We start from the raw sequence: 19,585 nt of genomic DNA, 5'->3' as shown, positions 1-19,585 counted from the left end.
TTGGGCATTGGGCATTGGGCATTGGGCATTGGGCATTGGGCATTGGGCATTGGGCATTGGGCATTGGGCATTGGGCATTGGGCATTGGGCATTGGTTATTCTCCTCATCTCCCTCATCTCCATCTACAATCATTGTTATGAATCTGCCTTCATTTCTTTGGTTGTGGAAAATAGCCGCCTGGTCGATGGGGTTGTCCCTGCTGGCATATCTGATGTTAGCAGTCACCGGCGTTTGGATGTTTCGGGCGAGAACTTCGCAGCAATTCCCTTTTATTACGCCATTTCTGGGCGGAAATAGGGAGGTGCGATCGCTCCACTATACAATGGGTATCAGCATGGTAGGTTTAGTACTACTGCTGCTAGCGGTTGGCATTGTTGGCACTTTCGGTCACTTTGGTTCTTTAGGTCACTCGTCACACCTAATCGCTGGATTGATAGTGGTAGCATTAGTTTTACTGTCTGCTTTCAGCGCCACGCAAATTAGTACCAGAAGACCTTGGGCTAGACCTTTACACATCGGCGTAAATATTATTCTATTTGTAGGATTTGCCTGGGTATCCCTTACTGGTTGGATTGTAGTGCAAAAGTATTTACCGTAAACTACCACACAATGAAGAAAAGTATTGTAATTGAGCCGTGATAGCAAACTCAGCCAATATCTCAGCTTCTGTTTTTCGTCTGTCTCCTTTGATTCGGATAACGCTGCTGAGTCTATATATAGCACTCACAGTCCCATTACCCTTCTTATCGCAGGTAACAGCCGCATCCGTACCCCCAGAATTATTGTGGCTAGGGATTAGCATCGGCTTAGTTGCCTTGTATGCTGTATTGACTGAACAAGTAATGGTAGATGACGAAGGAATTCAGGTTACTTACCCCGCCTGGGTGCCTCGCTTTTTTCGTAAAGGCTGGTTTTTACCTTGGTCAGAGGTGAAAGAGTTAAAACCCCGCACCACTGGTCAAGGAGGGCTAGTTTATTACTTCGTCAGCCAGGATGGGAAAGCTTATTTACTACCGATGCGTGTAGTCGGATTTGCCCGTTTCGTCCAAATTGTGCAAGCAAAGACAGGCATTGACACCAGAGATGTTCGCCCTTTAGCACAACCGTGGATGTATCTGATTCTACTGGGATTAACGCTACTGTTACTGTTGGTCGATGGCTGGGCGATCGCTACAGCCTTAAATACCACACAATTAACTTAAAATTGGGCATCAATTATTCCTCTCCCCACTCCCCACTCCCCATCCCCACTCCCCATTCCCCTTGAATAATGCCACACTCAGGCTAGAGCAAGTTAATCTGTTTACAAGCCTGAAAACCCAACTTCCAGGCAATCAGCAGGGATACCCCATATTGCAGGATATTTCCTTAGAGGTATTTCAGGGCGATCGCATTGCAATTATAGGTCCAGTTGGCGCTGGTAAAACTTCGCTATTATACCTCCTCAACAGCCTAATTGAACCCACTAGTGGCAAAATCTATCTAGAAAATCAAGAATATCGCCAAATTCCTGTTATCCAGCTACGCCAGATGGTGACACTTGTATTGCAAGAATCAAAACTGTTGGGGATGACAGTTCAGCAAGCTTTGGCTTATCCTTTAGTTTTGCGTGGTTTGTCCAAACAGATAATTCAGCAACGAGTCAGTCACTGGATAGAACAACTGCACATTCCCAGTGAATGGTTAGAGCGAACAGAGGTGCAACTATCTGCCGGACAACGACAATTAGTAGCGATCGCTCGTGCCTTAGTTATCCAGCCTAAAATATTATTATTAGACGAACCAACCTCTGCCCTTGATGCTAGTACGGCTTCTCATCTAATGCAAGTCTTAATCCAGTTAAGTCAAACTCATCAAACTACGATTCTGATGGTAAATCACCAACTGGAACTAGCCCAGATGTTTTGCACTCGGTTATTACACCTACAACAAGGTCATTTATTGGCAAATCAAAGAGCCTCTGAAATAAACTGGGTTGAATTACCAGAAAGCTTAATTCAAGCAGAAGCTCAAGACGATTTTGGATTTTAAATTTGGATTGGTCAGAAGACAGGAGTGTTATCTTAATATCATGTCCGGGTAATTAGTTATGATTCCTACAGTCATTGCACCCCTCCTCGCTTGCGGGGAGGGGAGACAAAGCGTAGCTTTGGCAGGGTGGGGTTCTTGAAGTTTAATAAATAATCAAGCGGACATGATATTACTCCCCAATGCCCAATGCCCAATGCCCAATGCCCAATCCCCAATGCCCAATCCCCAATGCCCCATTCACACTTGACTACTACTAAGTGTTGAACGTTGATTACTAAATCTCTCTCTAGCTAACTTTGTTGTTTGTGACTGTGAAATATTGATATTCAAAATTTCCATGTTAAAACGGTATCCTACATTGCGGATAGTTTGAATCAAGTTGGGTTGGCGGGGATCAAGTTCAACCTTTTTACGCAGCGACAAAACGTGAGTATCAATGGTACGAGGGTTATCGATAGCGTCAGGCCAAGCACGACGCAGCAATTCCGACCTACTCAGAGGCACTCCCCCAGCTTGTGCCAAAACGTACAGCAAACTGAATTCTTGGGGCGTTAAGTCGATAAACTCCCCTTGGAAGCGAACACGGCGCTGAACTAAATCGATTTGCAAAGTGCCATAATCCAAATAAGCTGGTGCAGTAGGTGTGCGCTTCCGGCGAATCAGTGCCTCTACCCGTGCCAAAAACTCTTGCATCCCAAAAGGTTTGCTCAGATAATCATCTGCACCCGCCTTTAAACCTGCGACGATATCACCTTCACTATTACGGGCAGATAGCATTAAGATTAGAGGCTGCTGCTGACGATGCAACCAACGACAAAACTCAATGCCATCACCATCAGGCAGGTCTGCATCCAAGACGACCAGTGTTGGTTGATGGCTTAAAAAAACTTCCCTAGCTTGATAAATGCTGGCAGCTTGATGCACACGGTATTCTAGTTGTTGCAAGTGCCAACCCAGCAACGACCTCAGATGGGGATTCCCCTCAATGATTTCTATACAAACCGAACCCACGGTGGCAAGATCCCTTAGCGTCGATGCCTTTCAAAGTAACAAGCCCATCTCTAAGGTTTTGTAGCCTTTGTTACTTCAATTGCTATTAGCTTTACATTTCCTCATAAAAAACGTGGCAATATCTTTAATTTATGCCTTGCCAAAAGGCGATTAGAAATATTATTAAATTTTTATTAAGTTTATCGAAAGTGTTGTTAAACTTATTAAAAGTTCTTTTAGCTTAACATTCTGCTTTCAGATGGGTGTAATGTGGCAAATATCTATAAGCCAATCGGTTAACCGTTACTACAACAGCTCTTTAACCTGATGGTGAAAGGAGGTTTTTTTCGCAAAAATTAGTGCCCACATTCACGAACATAACACCAATACAATTGGGCTGTTGACCATGAAAATTATAAAAATAACTTAGCAGATAACTAGAATCGATGTTTTCTGGAATAGGATTAAAGTAGCTTGTAGCTGCTAGGAGGGTACTACCCAAAGTAGATGTGTTGCCTTTGAGTTGATGCCAAAGTGAAATTAGACTTCACATTTGAGCGTGAATCATTTACAATTCTCATTCCAGAGAGATTAATACAGCAGTTATGCTCCAAGACACACAAACCATCCGCTATTACCAAAGACTCACCGACGCCTTCGTCGAGTTATGGAATCGCGGTTATCGTACGGATGATATGCGGATGTATTTGGATGGATATCTAGCCGCACTGCGACATGGTAACATCATTGAACCTTTTCTGATTCATCGCTTAGAAGAGGAAGCCAGCCGCTACTTGTACGATGGATCAAATTTTGCAGTGCCGCAACCACAGCCACAACCCGATTACTACTAAGTACCATTTACCTGGCCATTGATAGTAACCGTCAATTACCGCAGATAATTATAGCATATTATCTGTATTCGTCAATGGGTTGCCGTGGTGTGAGATTTTGGAGATATTGTATTGAGAAAACGCATCCCCTCAGCCCTAAACTTGGTCTTGCCAATTCGACTGAGGGGATTTTTGACCAGAAACAAAAAGGTACAAGCCCACTTCGGCTACGCTCAGTGCATCGCCTAAATTTATTTTGGTGGTTCTTAATCTTAATTTTGACTTTTGACTTTTGACTTTTGACTTCCCCGTTCGCGTAGCGTCTCCTAGAGTTGGGGCTGACTAGCCCTGAAATCAATTCCAAGATCAGGCCAAGTATTTTTGTCAAAAACCTATTAAAAAAGCCTTGAAAGGGGAGAGAAATAGTATCTCCCCTTACAAGGACATTAAAAAGGGCACATTACCTTGATTGCGAAGCGCAAATTCAGCAGTATACCCTCTGCTTTGGTGTAAACAGGACGTTACGAGGCTAGTGCTACTTCTACCTTTTCCTGCAATTCACCTTTTTGATACAGTTCAATCAAGATGTCAGAACCGCCAAGGAATTCACCATTGATATACACTTGGGGAATTGTCGGCCAGTTAGAGTATTCTTTAATTCCTTGACGGATTTCAGAGTCTGATAGAACATCAACTGTCTCGAAGGGAACTCCCAAGGTATTGAGAATCTGCACAACGTTGTTGGAGAAACCACATTGGGGCATTAACTTGTTTCCCTTCATGAAAACTAAAATCTTGTTCTGTTCTAGCAAGTTATCAATTTTCTGTTTGAGTTCTGGCGTCATGGTATTTGTGTTTCCTATGTTGCATTCAACGATGACGAGTGAAAAGTTAAATTCAATAACTCCTAACTCCTAATTCCTAACTCTATGTTTACGAAGCTGGTGTTGCTTGCCAAGCTTCGGGAGTATATGTTTTTACTGCCAAGGCATGAATCGCTTCAGTTGACATAGCTTGCCCCAACGCACCATAAATTAATTGGTGCTGCTGCACTAGCCCCTTACCTGCAAAGTGCGATGAAACAACTGTCACCTGATAGTGGTCCCCGCCACCAGTCAAGTCTTGCACCTGAACCTGGGCGTCTGGCAGTTCCGCCTTGATCATTGCCTCAACCTGCTGCGGACTAATCATCGCTATTCCTGAAAAAACTTACTTTTCTATTATTAACAGATATGGAGCAAAGACCTGTGCTAACTTCAGGTTTTGGCAAGGCTGTAGATAAACGCGCCTCTGAGGTGTATTTTTGAGAACGCTCAGGTTTTGGCTACGGCCGATAGCTCTATTCTAACACTGGGGCGTTCTAAGGTGCTGTTCAGGGAGAGAAGGATGTGAAAGATGGGGGGATGGGGAAAAACAGGCAACAAAAATTTAATTTATTTTTTTTGGGATGAGGAAGATGAATTCCCACCTTCTCTCGGATAGGGAGAATCTACAAAACCCAATTCAAACAACTGTTTATAGGCTTTCTTGCCTAAATCCCGCGTCGGGTTTTGACTTTTAATTATTTGAATCAACAACGGTACAGCTAATTCTGGCTGATTTTGTGCCCGATGTACCAATGCTAGCTGAAAGGTCGCTTCATCTCGCTTTTGGGCTGTTACTAGAGCTTTTTGACGCTGAGAATCAGAAACTCTGTTGTCAATTCCCGAAAAGCTAGAATTTAACTCTTGATAAAAATTAGATAGCTGATTATAAACCTGACGTGCTTCTTGCAGTTTCTTAACAGCTAAGGGGTAGTTTTGAGCAGAAACGGCTTGGTCTGCCTCTTTCACGAGGCGATCGCCACCCTCAATGCTCAAAATGCTGCTACTTTGGGTTATGGGGCGAAGATTATTGGGATCGTTGGGGTCAATCGGTTGTGGTTGGCTAGTAGTGCCTGGTGACTGTGATACCTGAGCATTCACAGGTGATAGCAGGCTGAGGACTGCTATGACTGATAAAAAAGTACGGTGCATCAAGGTAACAGCGGCAGCAGTGTTCATGGGATCAATTAGTGCGACAACTATATTAAAAAGTTATGGAAACTTCGGGTATCTTAACTCTGTTTTGGTCTTGGACAAAGCAAAGCTACATCCTAAGTATCTCTGATTTAGACTAAAAATCGGTTTTATAGAGTTCCCATTACCCTTGTATAGTAACTAACTTAAATCCTTCTGATCAGCGATACCTATCCTAGACTGCCTCAATGCCTTAACTCCTCTGATTTTCCAAATCAAGAATTAGTGATTTCTGCAAATGCGTGATTAGTAATTTTTGTTTCTTGATGGCTTAATTGTTGCAGTGCCTTTGCTAAATCAGCTGTGATGCTTTTGGCATCTTGTTTTATACAGCCACTCATGTAATCCGTTACTCTGATTGGGGAGCCAATGTGAATACTCACATCCGTACCCCAATTTGGATAAGGTTGGCTGTAATTAATGCCTATGGGGATGATTTTCACTCCCAGCCCGGAATGACTAGATTCAGCACTCAAAGCAAGACGAGCAATTCCCCCCTTCAACTGGTGAACTTGGCCATCACGAAAAATGTTACCTTCTGGAAAGATCACCAGGTTTTTTTTCTGCTGAAGTAGCTCAACTCCATGCCGCAGGGTGCGGATTGATGGATGCTTAGAATTTACAGGAAACCCTCCCAAACGTCGGACAAACCAGCCTTGCAAACCTTGGCATTCGTCAATAGTCACCATGAACCGCAAGTCTTGTTCTGTCAGACAATCAACGGTGGCGTAGGGTACGAGTAATGCATCCCAACGCGCCCGATGGGTAGGCGCAAGAATCACAGGCCCAGTTGTGGGGATATTTTTTTGTCCGATTATTCTAATTTGCCCAAAGAATAATGGTAATAGGCAGTGACGCCCTAATAAATATGCTAGAGGACTTAACCAAGGAGAAACCCTTGAGGTAGTAGTAGCTACCTGAGGATTTGCTGCTGTGTGCTGGCAGGTATCGGATGAAGAGTAAAATTCCATCATGAAGGATGCAGATGATTTACGCGTAAAATTTAATGAGAAGCCTGATTAGTTACACCGTAGATTCTCTTGCGTGACTTGTGTTGTACTAAATGGACAGTTTTACCTCTGTCCGTTAGTTTCCGCTACGCCGCCTAGTGGCAAACCAAGCCTGTAATTGCTGACGACAAGCTGACTCTAGAATACCTCCGATTACCTGGAGACGGTGATTAGAAGCAGCGCTATCGGGTATATTAATAACTGTACGAATCGCGCCAGTTTTTGTATCGTCTACTCCATATACAAGTAGTCCTAAACGCGCTTGCACAATAGCACCTGCACACATCGGGCAAGGTTCGAGAGTTACGTAGAGGGTACATTCATTAAGATGCCAATTTTGTAAAGTTGTTGCACCTGTCTTGAGAGCAAGAATTTCCGCATGAGCGGTAGGATCTTTGTCGCGCTCTTTTCTGTTTTCTCCTTGTGCTAGCAATTTGCCTGTTGAATCAATGATAACAGCACCTACAGGGACTTCACCTACATTACCTGCTGCTTTTGCTAATTCTAGGGCATAACTCATCCATTTTTGATGTATAAGATATTCTGTATACTTAGTTAGCATATTCTGAGCAATATAAAAATTTAAAAATTCAAACCATTTTGTAGGATGGGCATCTTACCATTGGTGTCAACTTAACGTGAAAGCCTTTTCAAATCTCGTTTCCAGCCTTCTTGCTGGAAATGCTGCTCAATTGCGGCTCTGCCGCCAACAAGGGAGGCGGAGCCTCTAGAACGGCGTTCCCAGTCTCAGACTCTTAACGAGACAATCTAAAAGCTGGTTCTAGGCAGGTTTTCACGCTAAGTTGACATCAATGGCATCTTACCCACCCATCCTACAAGAAATCTAAATAGGGGCTTGGGCTAAAAGGGGATCGAGTTGACTTTGTGTGTCTAGCTGATAGAGGTCATCGCAGCCACCAATGTGCTGGTTATTAATAAAAATTTGCGGGACACTGCGGCGCCCATTAGCGCGTTCTGCCATTTTAGCTCTGCCTGCTTCGTTGCCGTCGATTTTATATTCAGTAAAATTTACACCTTTCCACCACAGCAGCATTTTGGCACGAATGCAGTAAGGGCAAGTCTGCCATGTGTAAAGTTGGACATTGGCTTTGACTCGCTCTGGATGGCGATTTAAAAGGGGATTAAGAAAGTCCAGCATATTTTCTTAAGCAAGGTTTTAACTATGTATCTAGCCTAGATCATTGCTTACCGCATCGGCGCACGCTTTATACTGGAGTAGTGATGAGTGAAAAACCCGGATGTATTAACTGGCACTTTTGTAACCAGTTAGCAGTAAAACTTAACTTTCTTCCAGGTGTATCCGCCCTTTGGTAGACTTGAAGTCTGAAATAGCCAGATAAAACGACGGAAATTCAAGCAGTTGAGAGGGCGGACTCTGTGGAAAATACACTTGGTTTAGAGATTATTGAAGTAGTAGAGCAAGCCGCGATCGCATCCTCGAAGTGGATGGGAAAAGGCGAAAAAAACATTGCTGACCAGGTAGCAGTGGAAGCTATGCGGGAGCGGATGAATAAAATCCATATGCGCGGTCGCATCGTGATCGGGGAAGGCGAACGCGACGACGCGCCAATGTTATACATCGGGGAAGAAGTTGGTATCTGTACCCAACCAAATGCCGAAAGTCTCTGTAACCCTGATGAACTAATTGAAATTGATATCGCTGTTGACCCCTGTGAAGGTACGAACTTGGTAGCTTATGGACAACCTGGTTCGATGGCTGTCTTGGCAATTTCTGAGAAGGGGGGATTATTTGCTGCTCCTGACTTTTACATGAAGAAGTTAGCAGCACCTCCCGCAGCTAAGGGTAAGGTAGATATCAACAAGTCAGCAACAGAAAACCTGAAGATTCTAGCTGAGTGTCTAGACCGGGGTATTGATGAACTTGTTGTAGTAGTCATGAAGCGCGAACGCCACAATGATTTAATTAAAGAAATCCGTGAGGCTGGAGCGAGAGTCGCCCTAATTTCAGATGGTGATGTTGGTGCAGCTATATCCTGTGGTTTTGCTGGAACTAATATCCACGCGCTGATGGGTATTGGTGCGGCTCCTGAAGGTGTAATCTCCGCAGCAGCAATGCGTGCTTTGGGTGGACACTTCCAAGGTCAATTGATCTACGATCCAGCAGTAGTCAAAACAGGTCTGATTGGAGAAAGCAGAGAAGCTAACCTTGATCGTTTAAAGTCTATGAATATCAATGACGCCGATAAGGTCTATGATGCTCATGAATTGGCATCTGGTAAAACTGTTCTGTTCGCTGGTTGCGGCATTACCAGTGGTAATCTGATGGAAGGTGTACGTTTCTTCAACGGTGGAGCAAGAACTCAAAGTTTGGTAATTTCCAACCAGTCGAAAACTGCTCGATTTGTTGATACAATTCACATGTTTGGTGAACCCAAGACTCTCCAACTGAACTAATTTTTTGGGAATGGGGAATGGTAAAAGTAGGGGCAGAGCATTTGGAAAGAAATCTTTCTATAAAAGGGAAAAATAGTCACCAAAATGCTTCATCCTTACAGTAGTTAGTAGTTAGTAGTTAGTGATTATTTGTTGTTTGTTGCTGGGAAAAACTACCAAACAATAAACAAACAATTCCCCATTCCCTATTCTCACTCAATACCCGATTCGCAACTACCAACTAGTAACTACGATTTAGCAAATGAATATAGCAGTGGTGGGGTTAAGCCATAAAACAGCCCCAGTAGAAGTCCGGGAAAAACTGAGCATTCCAGAACCACAAATTGAAAGTGCGATCGCTCAATTGGCCAGCTATCCCCATATTGAAGAAGTTGCAATTCTTAGCACTTGTAACCGCCTGGAAATCTACATTGTTACCAGTGAAACAGACCAAGGTATTCGAGAAATAACTCAGTTTCTTGCGGAATACAGTAAATTGCCTGTGTTTTCTCTGCGACAACACTTGTTTATGCTGCTACATGATGATGCAGTGATGCATGTCATGCGGGTAGCAGGTGGTTTAGATAGCCTCGTACTCGGAGAAGGTCAAATTCTGGCTCAGGTGAAGACTACTCACAAACTGGGGCAGCAATATAGCGGTATAAAAACCATTTTGAATCGATTATTTAAACAAGCGCTGACAGCTGGGAAGCGGGTTCGCACTGAAACTAGTATTGGAACTGGCGCTGTCTCTATTAGTTCGGCTGCTGTGGAATTAGCACAGATAAAAGTAGCAAATTTAGCCGCTTGTCGAGTGGTAATTTTGGGTGCTGGTAAGATGTCGCGGTTGCTGGTGCAACACCTACTTTCTAAAGGTGCTGTGCAAATTAGTATTGTAAATCGCTCTCGCGATCGCGCCCAAGAACTAGCAAAGCAGTTCCCTCAACAACCGATCCAAATTCACCCGCTATCGGAAATGATGGCAGTGATTGCCGATAGTGATTTGGTATTTACAAGTACTTCGGCAACAGAGCCAATACTTGATCGTGCCAAGTTAGAAATGGTTTTAGAAGTTCAGCGCTCTCTAATGTTATTTGATATTTCTGTACCGCGTAATGTTCATGCGGATGTAAATGAATTGGAAAATGTGCAGGCGTTTAATGTGGATGATTTGAAGGCTGTAGTGGCGCAAAACTACGAAAGCCGTCGGAAGATTGCACAGGAAGCCGAGCGACTTTTAGAGGAAGAAGTGGAAGCCTTTGATATTTGGTGGCGCTCTCTTGAAACTGTTACGACTATTAGCTGTCTGCGAAATAAAGTCGAAACCATCCGCGAACAAGAATTAGAAAAAGCTTTGTCGAGATTGGGTTCGGAATTCGCTGAAAAACATCAAGAGGTGATTGAAGCATTAACACGGGGAATTGTCAATAAAATTTTACATGATCCGATGGTGCAATTGCGATCGCAGCAAGATGTTGAAGCCAGACGGCGCTGTATGCAAACTCTGCAAATGCTGTTCAACCTGGATGCAGGGGAGCAGTTTAGTTAAACGGAACAACAAAATCCCAAACTTCTGTGAGAAGTTTGGGATTTTAGCTTTTCAATTAGATATACTTCTAATTAGATAGATGTCTAATTAGAAATTAATTATGCAATCAGAGCAATTTAACATCTTACTGCGCTTTTTCAAGGCATTAGCGGATGATAGCCGATTGAAGATTGTAGGTATCCTGGCGAATCAAGAGTGCAGCGTCGAAGAATTGGCGGTGCTACTGCAACTCAAGGAACCGACGGTATCCCATCATTTAGCGAAACTTAAGGAGCTAAATTTGGTGACGATGCGCCCTGATGGGAATAGCCGTCTATATCAATTGGATAGCGAAGCTTTGCAAAGCATTAGTAAGGAAATTTTCACACCTGAGAAAATAGCATCTTTGATAGAGGATGTGGATACTGAAGCCTGGGAAAGCAAAGTATTAAAAAATTATTTCGAGGGCGAATACCTCAAAGAAATCCCTGCTAGTCGCAAAAAGCGTTTAGTAATTCTCAAGTGGTTAGCAAACCAGTTTGAGGTAGGAGTCAACTACCCTGAACGCCTGGTAAATGACATTCTCAAACGCTACCATCCTGATTGCGCCACCCTACGACGAGAGTTTATTGCTTCCCAGTTAATGCAGCGAGAGAATGGGGTTTATTGGCGTACAACATAGATATAAAAGATGTTTCACAAAAGTTGTTCTGGGTCAATTCCCCGTTCTTGTAGTCGTGCCAATAAATCTTGATATCGTTGGCGTTCTTCCTCCAGTTGTTGGAGAGCTATTTCTTTGGCTTGACGTTCTTGTGTACGTACTTGGTCAAGCTCAACGGGTGTAAGAAACTTGTATCCATCAAGGCGATATATTTCTAAAGTTTGTGGGGTAAGTTCAAAGCGGATTTGCAAACGGGGACTTATCCACCCATGAATCTGGTTAATTTCTTGCAACCAATCTTCTGAGCGCACAAAAGAAGTTAGTTCATTTCGGTCTGGGTCGTAAATATAATATTCTTCAACTCCATAGCGTTGATAAAATAGGAGTTTATTTGCCATTTCTTTAGTTGTATTACCAGGAGATAATATTTCAAATACCACCTGTGGCGGAATGTTTTCTTCTTCCCATTGCTTGTAAGAACCTCTATCTCCCTTGGGTCTACCAAACACTACCAGAGTATCAGGTGCTTTTTTGATGTTAGGATTGCCTTCAACTGGATACCAAAGTAAATCTCCAGCGATGAATACATCTGATTGCGATGCAAATAAAATTTCTAAATTTTCTTTAATAGTTACTATCCAGCGAAATTGCTTGGTATTATCCGCCATTGGTTGTCCGTCGCTTTCGGGGTAGATGACCTCAGATGCGGTATTAGAAGTGATTACCATAATGCTATGCCTCCACTCTTGGGCTTTCTCATAGTTTAGGACGATTCCAAGTGATAATGCGATCGCAAATATCATCAATCAAGTACAATATTAAATTCGATTTTAACACCAGCCAAATTTCCGAAGATTTGACGCTGTGTGCGACTGTCTCTCAAACCTAAGCCCCAAGCCGTTCCCCACCAAACATAAAACTTGTAGCCGACTAACTTCAGACAGCACTTTAAAATGGTAATATAATCAAAAAATTTTAGTCGTACAATCATAGGTTGTATCTTTATGCAGTTAGAAACACAAAAAGTCTATTACACACCTGAAGAGTATTTAGAAATTGAAGAAAAGGCAGAATATAAAAGCGAATACCGTGATGGAGAAATTATAGCGATGACGGGTGACACTACAAATCATAATAAAATTGCAGGCAACTTTTATGCTTATTTGAAGTTTGGTTTGAGAGGCAATAATTATGATGTTTATATAGGTGATGTGCGTTTGTGGATACCCCGTTATCGGCAGCATACGTATCCTGATGTGATGGTGATTCAGGGACAACCTATTTATACAGGAACCAGTACAACAACGGTGATGAACCCGATGTTAATTGCTGAAGTTTTATCCAAATCGACTAAAAATTATGACCAAGGCGATAAGTTCCTTTATTATCGCTCTATTCCAGAATTCAAGGAATATATTTTAATTGACCAATATCAGTATCATGTAATGCAGTATGTAAAAACTGCGGAAAGTCAATGGTCATTTACTGAACTTGAAGATGAATCTGCAACTTTATCACTGCAAACGGTTGATTTTCAAATTGAATTGCGCGACCTTTATGAGCAAGTCAATTTTGCAGAAAATAACGAAGAATAAAATAATTCGTAATTCGTAATTCGTAATTCGTAATTTGCCTACAAAAGTCTATCCAATCTTGACGATTCCAAGTGATAATGCGGTTCAGTCGCCAATACGGTTCGGTTAAAGCCAAAAACCTTAACTTGCGTAGGTTGGGTTGAGGAACGAAACCCAACATTTTTCCTGGTTTGTTGGGTAACACGAATGTTCAACCCAACCGCCAACTATCCTTAGCCCAAGTGTATTGGTTCAGTTGCTACCAAAGTTCTTCACTAAATTTGTGTTTCTTCCTCGGTAAAGATAGGAGGCCACAATTCAGTAATGGGCAATTCCCAACCGGGAAAAAGTTCTGGTATAGTTAAAATCTTACCATTTTCTAAAACTGTAGGTTCGCCTATAGAGCGATAAATTGTAACTGTCTCTTCATCAGGGTCAATCAAAATGCCGACGATCGCTCCTAGTTCTATAAATTTTAGAATTTTGGTTGTTATAAGTTTAATTCTATCGCTCTGAGATTTAATTTCTACCACCAAGTCAGGGACAAGTTCTCCAAAGTAACGAGGACTTTGGAGAAGTCGGGAAGCGCGAACAAAGGAAACATCGGGTGCTTTGAGGTTTGTATCTGGCATGATAAAACCACCTGCTGAATCAAATACTCTTCCCCAGCGACGAGGATTTACCCAAGCAAAGAGAAAGGCGATGAGACGACTACTGATTTCGCTGGATACAATATCTGACGGGACCATTATTGAAATTATCCCATTTTCGAGTTCCAGCTGGTAATCTAAACCTGCTTCGGTAAAAACGGTTTGAACTTTCTCTAAATCTTTGACTGTCATCATTGACATAGATTTTTTCCACTATGATATAATATTTGCTTTGATTTTAACACGAGCCAAATTTCCGAAGATTTGATGCCCGTTTTCAAATCTAAGCTCAACCTGCCCCTGAAATACCTCACCCTGGTTTACTACGTAAAACCTGTCCCTCTCCTTAGTAAGGAGAGGGATTAAAGATGGGACTCTTTGAGGTTTTTGTTTTGGGTAATTCGATGACTTGTGTGTACACCATAGGTGTGGGAGAAGCTCTGAAATAGAAAGCCAATCGCACTCTATTGTCCCAAATACGCCTCTAAAACTTTGGGATTGTTTTGAATTTCTGCGGGTGTACCATCAGCCAAATTCTGTCCTTCGGCAAGTACCCAAACGCGATCGCACAAGGACATAATTACATCCATGTTGTGTTCGATAATCAAAAAGGTCATCCCATCTTGACGGTTCCAAGTGATAATGCGATCGCAAATATCATCAATTAATTTCGGATTCACCCCAGCTGCTGGTTCATCCAACAAAATTAACTTGGGATTAGTCATCAGCGCCCGTCCCATTTCCAGCAGCTTCCGTTGTCCACCAGACAAACCACCAGCATAATCGTGGGCTTTTTTTGCCAAACCCACTGATTCTAATAGCAACATTGCCCGCTCTTGCAGTTGCTTTTCTTCCTTAGCTATCAAGTGCGGTTGCAACTGCACCTGCCAAAAATTTTCACCCGTTTGTTTTTGCGCCGCCAGCAGCATATTTTCTAACACCGACAACCGCGAGAGAGTCCGTGCAACCTGAAAGGTGCGTATCACTCCCTGCTGGGCGATTTGATATGGTTGCAAGTTGTGAATCGGTTCGCCGTCAAAAATCACTCGTCCCTTATCTGGGCGAATGAAGTTTGAGAGTAAGTTAAATAAAGTAGTTTTACCAGCACCGTTGGGGCCAATCAAGCCCGTAATGCTGCCTTTAGGAACTTCGATTTTCGCCTCATTAACTGCTTTGACACCACCAAAGCTTTTAGAAAGTCCAGTGGCTACCAAAAGAGGAAGTGGCGATGACTGGTTATTTACCAAGAGTGAGTTCCTCCTTTTTCCCTAGAATACCTTGAGGTCGCCAAATCATCAGTACCATCAAAATTAGTCCGATTACCATGATCCGAAATGCACCTAAACGTGCTTCATCAAGGGAAACGATTCTGGGTAAGACTTCTCGCGTCAGTGCATCGTAAGCAAAGAAAATTACCGCACCTAAGATTGTGCCAATATTATTCCCAGAACCACCTAAAATCACCATTATCCAAGTGTCAAAGGTGATTTGGGGTTGGAAATTATCAGGGTAAATGGCGCCCAGTTGCCAAGCCAAGAAAGCACCAGCAATCCCGGCGATCGCACCCCCAAGCATGAGAGATTGTAATTTATACCAAAAGACATTTTTTCCCAGCGCCTTGGGAATTTCTTCATCTTCGCGGATGGCTTTGAGAATTCTACCCCAAGGCGATCGCACCAAAATTTCTAAGCGCCAGTATACAAATGCTAAAACCAGCAGCAACACCAGCATTAGTCCCGCTTTTGGGTTGTAATTATACAGTCCGATCACCCCAGAAATATAAATCGCTGCCGCCAAAACTGCTAACACAATTCCCACGCCCAAGCGCGACGCCAATTCTTGCTTGCTAGTTGTCTTTTGGCCTAAATCAGTAGTCCGAGATATTTGGGTAATGCGAATCCATCGCCACAAGGTAAAGAAAGTTACAGCAGCTAGTAGCGTTAACAACCCAATCATCACTAATCTGACAAACAAATTCGGCTCTGTGGATAGGGGTATGCGATAACTTTGCACACCAAACGCCCCAGAAATCCAGGTGTCACCCACAGGTAATTCCTGGTTATTCACCACCAAACGAATTAATTCACCTGTACCTATGGTGACAATTGCCAGGTAATCTTCCCGCAAGCGCAAAGTCGCAAAACCAATTACCAAACCCAGCAAGGCGGCGACAATTGCCCCAGCTATTGCCGATATCAGTAGGGGTACGCCCTTTAAGCTTAACAATACCGTTGTATATGCTCCGAGGGTCATGAAAGCAATATGACCAAAGTTAATTAACCCGGTAAAGCCCCACTGCAAATTTAGCCCTAGTGCGAATAGAGCGAAAAGTGCTGTAGAAATTGCTAAGAAAATGAGATATTCAACCATATTAAAAAATAATTATTTGGGCATGGGGCATTGGGCATTGGGCATGGGGCATTGGGCATGGGGCATTGGGCATGGGGCAATATTTATTTCTTCCTCTCTCCCTGCTTCCCCTGCTCCCCCTGCCCTCTGCTCTCAACGCTTGGCGAATAAATTTTAGCGTAGCTTGAGCGGTGCTAATTTTTTGGGAATACTATTTATTGTTGGTGTTGGGTTGTAGAGAATAATTAACGTATGAATTTGCTGCGACTTAGAATGCATCACTTAATCGAGCAGTTAGCCGATGAGGATTTGCAAGACATTTGGGATGTTATCGAAGCTTTATATTATGACTTTTATATGCTCAAAGCCATAGAAGAAGTTAAGCGATCGCAGCAACCGTGGGATATCTTAACCCATGAAGAAGCGATAAGACTGTTGATGTTTTTCTGATTCAGCACCGCTTTTAGTAGTGCTGAGTGGTAGCCCATAGTTAAAGCTAAGGGATTAGTTAGGAAGAAATTTGTCTATTATTTATTTAGAGCTAAAGCCAGAGGATTTTAGATCCATGTGCTGAATTGTAAGTCTTAGTACTACTTATTGACTCAGCACTTTCAACTCACCACTCTTTTGGTGTCGTCCCTCAAGTTTTGGTTAAGGTAACGCCTAGTGACTCTAGAAATCCGCTATGCAAGGTCTTTTTTGCTAGACCTGAAGAATTTAGAACCTGCTGCCTACGAGCGGGTGCATGATTTTGTCTTTGTTGAGTTAGCCCAAAAGTGGCAGCTGAGTGATTTAAAAGAACTACGACAGCTTAATAGTGAAGGCATTTTTCACCGCTTCACCCTCGATAATTATCTGATTGGTATAGAAATCAGGGGTGAAATTGTGAAATTTCTGCGTGTCATCCCTATGCCAGATGTTTAACAAGAGGAGTTAAGCGAATACTTAAAACTGTAAATAGTATAAGGCTAGGCAGGGATTGCTATAACCTTACATTAAACTGGTTTTGAAAAACACTTTATTTGAGATTTCCCTATGGATGCTAGGGCACTTTGGCAACGATACCAAAACTGGTTATATTTCCACGAGGGATTGGGACTGTACTTAGATGTGAGTCGAATTCAGTTCGATGATGCCTTCGTGGCTTCGTTGCGTCCGAAGTTTGAGAAGGCGTTTGCGGATATGGCTGAACTGGAAAAGGGTGCGATCGCAAATCCTGACGAAAACCGCATGGTTGGACATTACTGGCTGCGAAATCCTGATTTAGCGCCAACTCCAGAATTCACACAAGAAATTGTCCAAACCCTAGAACAAATCGAAGCCTTTGCCGAAAAAGTCCAAACAGGTGCTATTCATCCTCCTAGAGCCAGCCGCTTCACGGATATTATCTCCATTGGCATTGGTGGTTCCGCCCTCGGCCCCCAATTCGTCGCGGAAGCTCTCGCTCCTGATTTCCCGCCCCTGAAACTTCACTTTATCGATAACAACGATCCGGCAGGTATCGATCACGTTCTCAATCATGTGCGAAATAGCCTCGCCAGCACTTTGGTATTGGTAATCTCCAAATCTGGGGGAACGCCGGAACCTCGCAACGGCATGATTGAAGTTAAAAAAGCCTACGCTGGACACAATTTAGAATTTGCCCAATATGCGGTAGCTATTACTAGCGTTGATAGCAACCTCGATCAGCTAGCCAAAGATGAAGGCTGGCTAGCCAGATTCCCTATGTATGACTGGGTAGGAGGACGCACCTCAGAAATGTCTGCTGTGGGGCTAGTACCAGCAGCATTGCAGGGCATTGATGTTCGCGCTATGCTGGATGGTGCAAAAGAAATGGATGACGCTACCCGCGTCCCAGATATCAAAAATAACCCAGCGGCCTTACTCGCCTTATCTTGGTACTTTGCTGGCAATGGAAAAGGCGAAAAAGATATGGTTGTCCTACCTTACAAGGACAGCTTATTTTTATTCAGTCGCTATTTGCAACAGCTAGTGATGGAATCCTTGGGCAAGGAAAAAGACTTAGATGGTAACGTTGTCCATCAAGGCATTGCCGTTTATGGCAACAAAGGCTCAACAGATCAACACGCTTACGTCCAGCAGTTACGCGAGGGTGTAGCGAATTTCTTTGCTACTTTCATCGAAGTGTTGGAAGATCGTCAGGGGCCATCCACTGAAATAGATCCGGGAGTTACATCAGGCGATTATCTTTCCGGTTTTCTCCAAGGAACCCGACAAGCGCTTTATGAAAATCACCGCGATTCGATTACAGTCACGATTCCCCAAGTTAACCCCCGAACTGTAGGCGCATTAATTGCTTTGTATGAACGCGCTGTTGGTTTATACGCTAGTTTAGTCAACGTCAACGCCTACCATCAACCAGGGGTAGAAGCTGGCAAAAAAGCTGCCGCCACCATTCTCGATTTGCAAACACGAGTGGTAGCAGTGCTACAAAAAGAAAAAACTCCCCTTTCTCTTGACGAACTCGCTTCTAAGGCAGGCGCATCAGAGCAAGTTGAGGCAATTTACAAGATTTTGCGTCATATCCATGCCAATCAGCGAGGTGTGGTTTTGCAAGGTGATCTTCAGAAACCCGGTAGTTTGACCGTTTCTGCTAGCTGATAGCTCTAGTTTAAATATCACATTTTATCGAAACAGAATTCAGGAGTCAGGAGTCAGAATTCAGCAATGTTTTCTGACCGAAAAAGCGGATGAATCCCCGACTGATTGATTCTGATCGGAGGCGGAGCTTTCCTTGCTCCGCTCCTGAATTCAGAATAGCTGAATTCTTCTTCAATCATAATTGTTGTATCAGCAACAATTTTTTATTGTGAAGCATTCTAGCTAGAAGATATATCTTCAGTCTAGGATGCTTTACTGTTATGTAGGCAGTATCAGTAGAAAGTAAAAGCGATCGCTCTCAACTTTCCATTGACATATACCAATCATTAAAAAAGACTTGGTGAAAGTGTTTCATAGTGGTGAATTCCTCGATTTTACAAGAGTTGATTCAACAGTCTTGCAAGACGTATCAAAGCGTGTTTCTCAGGCGTTTGAACGATTCATTGTTGGTGATACTAATGGGGGTAAATCGGGCAAACCATGATTTAAGTCTGAGTCTAGTTTCAGGACTATGACATTTGCTACTGCGTCGGATAGTTGGATTAAACTAACTCGTGAGAACTGGCTATACTTGCGACTGCCAAAGCTGGGAGTTGTAAAAGTCAAAATGCACCGCCCCATCCCTGACGAGTTTATTATCAAGCAAGTCAGCGTCACGAAAAAGGCTGATGGCTGGTTTATTCAACTTATCCTAGAAGATGTGAATGCTTGCGGTGAGCATAGTCGAAAGTCGGATCTATGGATGTATAGTACCACGAAGGAAATCTTGAAGTGCGATTCGTTGACTAGTGAATCTCGGTAAACAGCCCGTAAATAACTAATCCAGCCCGTCAGCAGATTACTGACATTAAGGCTGAACTCTCG

General features: G+C 43.1%; 24 protein-coding genes. 12 read left to right on the top strand and 12 right to left on the bottom strand.

What is annotated here, in order from left to right; translation table 11 throughout:
* Positions 1-137: 137 nt before the first annotated feature.
* The 3 genes from V7K31_RS14045 to V7K31_RS14035 all read left to right on the top strand — a co-directional run bounded on the left by V7K31_RS14045 (position 138) and on the right by V7K31_RS14035 (position 2,032).
* Positions 138-599: a DUF4079 domain-containing protein gene (locus V7K31_RS14045; protein WP_335094936.1), complete on the top strand. Its 462-nt coding sequence runs from the start codon at positions 138-140 to the stop codon at positions 597-599.
* Between the two features lie 37 nt (positions 600-636).
* Entirely contained in the window at positions 637-1,203 is a 567-nt protein-coding gene (locus tag V7K31_RS14040) for a hypothetical protein (RefSeq protein WP_335094935.1), read from the top strand.
* A gap of 61 nt (positions 1,204-1,264) precedes the next feature.
* Positions 1,265-2,032, top strand: a complete 768-nt coding sequence (locus V7K31_RS14035) for an ABC transporter ATP-binding protein (protein WP_335094934.1) — start codon at positions 1,265-1,267, stop codon at positions 2,030-2,032.
* Between the two features lie 237 nt (positions 2,033-2,269).
* On the opposite strand, the gene V7K31_RS14030 is transcribed toward V7K31_RS14035, so the two are convergent.
* Positions 2,270-3,043 (bottom strand): response regulator transcription factor, encoded by a 774-nt coding sequence (locus V7K31_RS14030; protein WP_292763508.1) that lies wholly within the window; start codon positions 3,041-3,043, stop codon positions 2,270-2,272.
* Positions 3,044-3,627: 584 nt separating this feature from the next.
* Here V7K31_RS14030 and V7K31_RS14025 point away from each other — a divergent pair.
* Positions 3,628-3,876 (top strand): DUF6761 family protein, encoded by a 249-nt coding sequence (locus V7K31_RS14025; protein WP_334824605.1) that lies wholly within the window; start codon positions 3,628-3,630, stop codon positions 3,874-3,876.
* 500 nt (positions 3,877-4,376) lie between these two features.
* Here V7K31_RS14025 and grxD read toward each other — a convergent pair whose 3' ends face one another.
* The 6 genes from grxD to grxC form a co-directional block, all read right to left on the bottom strand.
* A complete protein-coding gene (gene grxD, locus V7K31_RS14020) occupies positions 4,377-4,700 on the bottom strand; it encodes a Grx4 family monothiol glutaredoxin (protein ID WP_334946157.1) in 324 nt (107 codons plus the stop codon).
* Positions 4,701-4,788: 88 nt separating this feature from the next.
* The gene (locus V7K31_RS14015; RefSeq protein WP_334824601.1) at positions 4,789-5,046 is read right to left on the bottom strand and encodes a BolA family protein; all 258 of its coding nucleotides are present in this window, start codon (positions 5,044-5,046) and stop codon (positions 4,789-4,791) included.
* Positions 5,047-5,288: 242 nt separating this feature from the next.
* Positions 5,289-5,897, bottom strand: a complete 609-nt coding sequence (locus tag V7K31_RS14010) for a hypothetical protein (protein WP_335094933.1) — start codon at positions 5,895-5,897, stop codon at positions 5,289-5,291.
* Positions 5,898-6,127: 230 nt separating this feature from the next.
* Complete coding sequence (locus V7K31_RS14005; RefSeq protein WP_335094932.1) at positions 6,128-6,886, bottom strand: lysophospholipid acyltransferase family protein; 759 nt, start codon at positions 6,884-6,886, stop codon at positions 6,128-6,130.
* A 112-nt stretch (positions 6,887-6,998) separates the two neighbouring features.
* Positions 6,999-7,484, bottom strand: a complete 486-nt coding sequence (gene tadA, locus V7K31_RS14000) for a tRNA adenosine(34) deaminase TadA (protein ID WP_334824595.1) — start codon at positions 7,482-7,484, stop codon at positions 6,999-7,001.
* Positions 7,485-7,766: 282 nt separating this feature from the next.
* Positions 7,767-8,081 carry a glutaredoxin 3 gene (gene grxC / locus V7K31_RS13995; protein WP_335094931.1) on the bottom strand — a complete coding sequence of 105 codons (315 nt, stop codon included), beginning with the start codon at positions 8,079-8,081 and terminating at the stop codon, positions 7,767-7,769.
* A 239-nt stretch (positions 8,082-8,320) separates the two neighbouring features.
* Between grxC and glpX the strand changes: the two genes are divergently transcribed.
* The 3 genes from glpX to V7K31_RS13980 all read left to right on the top strand — a co-directional run bounded on the left by glpX (position 8,321) and on the right by V7K31_RS13980 (position 11,547).
* On the top strand, positions 8,321-9,358 hold the full coding sequence (gene glpX / locus V7K31_RS13990) for a class II fructose-bisphosphatase (RefSeq protein WP_335094930.1): 1,038 nt from the start codon (positions 8,321-8,323) through the stop codon (positions 9,356-9,358).
* A gap of 241 nt (positions 9,359-9,599) precedes the next feature.
* Complete coding sequence (locus V7K31_RS13985; RefSeq protein ID WP_335094929.1) at positions 9,600-10,886, top strand: glutamyl-tRNA reductase; 1,287 nt, start codon at positions 9,600-9,602, stop codon at positions 10,884-10,886.
* A gap of 100 nt (positions 10,887-10,986) precedes the next feature.
* Complete coding sequence (locus V7K31_RS13980) at positions 10,987-11,547, top strand: DUF2087 domain-containing protein (protein ID WP_335094928.1); 561 nt, start codon at positions 10,987-10,989, stop codon at positions 11,545-11,547.
* 14 nt (positions 11,548-11,561) lie between these two features.
* Here V7K31_RS13980 and V7K31_RS13975 read toward each other — a convergent pair whose 3' ends face one another.
* Both V7K31_RS13975 and V7K31_RS13970 read right to left on the bottom strand, forming a co-directional pair.
* Positions 11,562-12,254 carry a Uma2 family endonuclease gene (locus tag V7K31_RS13975; RefSeq protein WP_335094927.1) on the bottom strand — a complete coding sequence of 231 codons (693 nt, stop codon included), beginning with the start codon at positions 12,252-12,254 and terminating at the stop codon, positions 11,562-11,564.
* A gap of 74 nt (positions 12,255-12,328) precedes the next feature.
* Positions 12,329-12,517 (bottom strand): hypothetical protein, encoded by a 189-nt coding sequence (locus V7K31_RS13970; RefSeq protein WP_335094926.1) that lies wholly within the window; start codon positions 12,515-12,517, stop codon positions 12,329-12,331.
* Between the two features lie 13 nt (positions 12,518-12,530).
* Between V7K31_RS13970 and V7K31_RS13965 the strand changes: the two genes are divergently transcribed.
* On the top strand, positions 12,531-13,121 hold the full coding sequence (locus tag V7K31_RS13965; protein ID WP_335094925.1) for a Uma2 family endonuclease: 591 nt from the start codon (positions 12,531-12,533) through the stop codon (positions 13,119-13,121).
* 254 nt (positions 13,122-13,375) lie between these two features.
* On the opposite strand, the gene V7K31_RS13960 is transcribed toward V7K31_RS13965, so the two are convergent.
* The 3 genes from V7K31_RS13960 to V7K31_RS13950 form a co-directional block, all read right to left on the bottom strand.
* Complete coding sequence (locus V7K31_RS13960) at positions 13,376-13,951, bottom strand: Uma2 family endonuclease (protein WP_335094924.1); 576 nt, start codon at positions 13,949-13,951, stop codon at positions 13,376-13,378.
* Between the two features lie 263 nt (positions 13,952-14,214).
* On the bottom strand, positions 14,215-14,997 hold the full coding sequence (locus tag V7K31_RS13955) for an ABC transporter ATP-binding protein (protein ID WP_335094923.1): 783 nt from the start codon (positions 14,995-14,997) through the stop codon (positions 14,215-14,217).
* A complete protein-coding gene (locus V7K31_RS13950) occupies positions 14,987-16,120 on the bottom strand; it encodes a branched-chain amino acid ABC transporter permease (RefSeq protein WP_335094922.1) in 1,134 nt (377 codons plus the stop codon). The genes V7K31_RS13955 and V7K31_RS13950 overlap by 11 nt, the downstream gene beginning before the upstream one ends.
* Before the next feature lie 231 nt (positions 16,121-16,351).
* On the opposite strand from V7K31_RS13950, the gene V7K31_RS13945 reads away from it, so the two are divergent.
* The 4 genes from V7K31_RS13945 to V7K31_RS13930 all read left to right on the top strand — a co-directional run bounded on the left by V7K31_RS13945 (position 16,352) and on the right by V7K31_RS13930 (position 19,523).
* Entirely contained in the window at positions 16,352-16,549 is a 198-nt protein-coding gene (locus V7K31_RS13945; RefSeq protein ID WP_334824579.1) for a hypothetical protein, read from the top strand.
* 216 nt (positions 16,550-16,765) lie between these two features.
* Entirely contained in the window at positions 16,766-17,023 is a 258-nt protein-coding gene (locus V7K31_RS13940) for a cytotoxic translational repressor of toxin-antitoxin stability system (protein ID WP_334946187.1), read from the top strand.
* A gap of 111 nt (positions 17,024-17,134) precedes the next feature.
* Complete coding sequence (locus V7K31_RS13935; protein ID WP_335094921.1) at positions 17,135-18,721, top strand: glucose-6-phosphate isomerase; 1,587 nt, start codon at positions 17,135-17,137, stop codon at positions 18,719-18,721.
* Between the two features lie 511 nt (positions 18,722-19,232).
* A complete protein-coding gene (locus tag V7K31_RS13930) occupies positions 19,233-19,523 on the top strand; it encodes a hypothetical protein (RefSeq protein WP_335094920.1) in 291 nt (96 codons plus the stop codon).
* Positions 19,524-19,585: the final 62 nt, after the last annotated feature.

The sequence above is a fragment of the Nostoc sp. genome (genome assembly GCF_036917675.1).
Classification (GTDB): domain Bacteria; phylum Cyanobacteriota; class Cyanobacteriia; order Cyanobacteriales; family Nostocaceae; genus Nostoc.
Note: the sequence above shows the minus strand (reverse complement) of the source record. Positions and strands in the feature narration are given on the sequence as shown.

Excerpts from the sequence above, each read along its gene's own strand:
- V7K31_RS14015 (WP_334824601.1), bottom strand. The coding sequence starts at position 5,046 with ATGATTAGTCCGCAGCAGGTTGAGGCAATGATCAAGGCGGAACTGCCA.
- V7K31_RS13950 (WP_335094922.1), bottom strand. The coding sequence starts at position 16,120 with ATGGTTGAATATCTCATTTTCTTAGCAATTTCTACAGCACTTTTCGCT.
- V7K31_RS14010 (WP_335094933.1), bottom strand. The coding sequence starts at position 5,897 with ATGAACACTGCTGCCGCTGTTACCTTGATGCACCGTACTTTTTTATCA.
- V7K31_RS13930 (WP_335094920.1), top strand. The coding sequence starts at position 19,233 with ATGACATTTGCTACTGCGTCGGATAGTTGGATTAAACTAACTCGTGAG.
- V7K31_RS13935 (WP_335094921.1), top strand. The coding sequence starts at position 17,135 with ATGGATGCTAGGGCACTTTGGCAACGATACCAAAACTGGTTATATTTC.
- V7K31_RS13975 (WP_335094927.1), bottom strand. The coding sequence starts at position 12,254 with ATGGTAATCACTTCTAATACCGCATCTGAGGTCATCTACCCCGAAAGC.
- V7K31_RS13980 (WP_335094928.1), top strand. The coding sequence starts at position 10,987 with ATGCAATCAGAGCAATTTAACATCTTACTGCGCTTTTTCAAGGCATTA.
- V7K31_RS13945 (WP_334824579.1), top strand. The coding sequence starts at position 16,352 with ATGAATTTGCTGCGACTTAGAATGCATCACTTAATCGAGCAGTTAGCC.
- tadA (WP_334824595.1), bottom strand. The coding sequence starts at position 7,484 with ATGCTAACTAAGTATACAGAATATCTTATACATCAAAAATGGATGAGT.
- V7K31_RS14005 (WP_335094932.1), bottom strand. The coding sequence starts at position 6,886 with ATGATGGAATTTTACTCTTCATCCGATACCTGCCAGCACACAGCAGCA.
- grxC (WP_335094931.1), bottom strand. The coding sequence starts at position 8,081 with ATGCTGGACTTTCTTAATCCCCTTTTAAATCGCCATCCAGAGCGAGTC.
- V7K31_RS13960 (WP_335094924.1), bottom strand. The coding sequence starts at position 13,951 with ATGTCAATGATGACAGTCAAAGATTTAGAGAAAGTTCAAACCGTTTTT.
- grxD (WP_334946157.1), bottom strand. The coding sequence starts at position 4,700 with ATGACGCCAGAACTCAAACAGAAAATTGATAACTTGCTAGAACAGAAC.
- V7K31_RS14045 (WP_335094936.1), top strand. The coding sequence starts at position 138 with ATGAATCTGCCTTCATTTCTTTGGTTGTGGAAAATAGCCGCCTGGTCG.
- V7K31_RS13985 (WP_335094929.1), top strand. The coding sequence starts at position 9,600 with ATGAATATAGCAGTGGTGGGGTTAAGCCATAAAACAGCCCCAGTAGAA.
- V7K31_RS13965 (WP_335094925.1), top strand. The coding sequence starts at position 12,531 with ATGCAGTTAGAAACACAAAAAGTCTATTACACACCTGAAGAGTATTTA.
- V7K31_RS14025 (WP_334824605.1), top strand. The coding sequence starts at position 3,628 with ATGCTCCAAGACACACAAACCATCCGCTATTACCAAAGACTCACCGAC.
- V7K31_RS13970 (WP_335094926.1), bottom strand. The coding sequence starts at position 12,517 with ATGATTGTACGACTAAAATTTTTTGATTATATTACCATTTTAAAGTGC.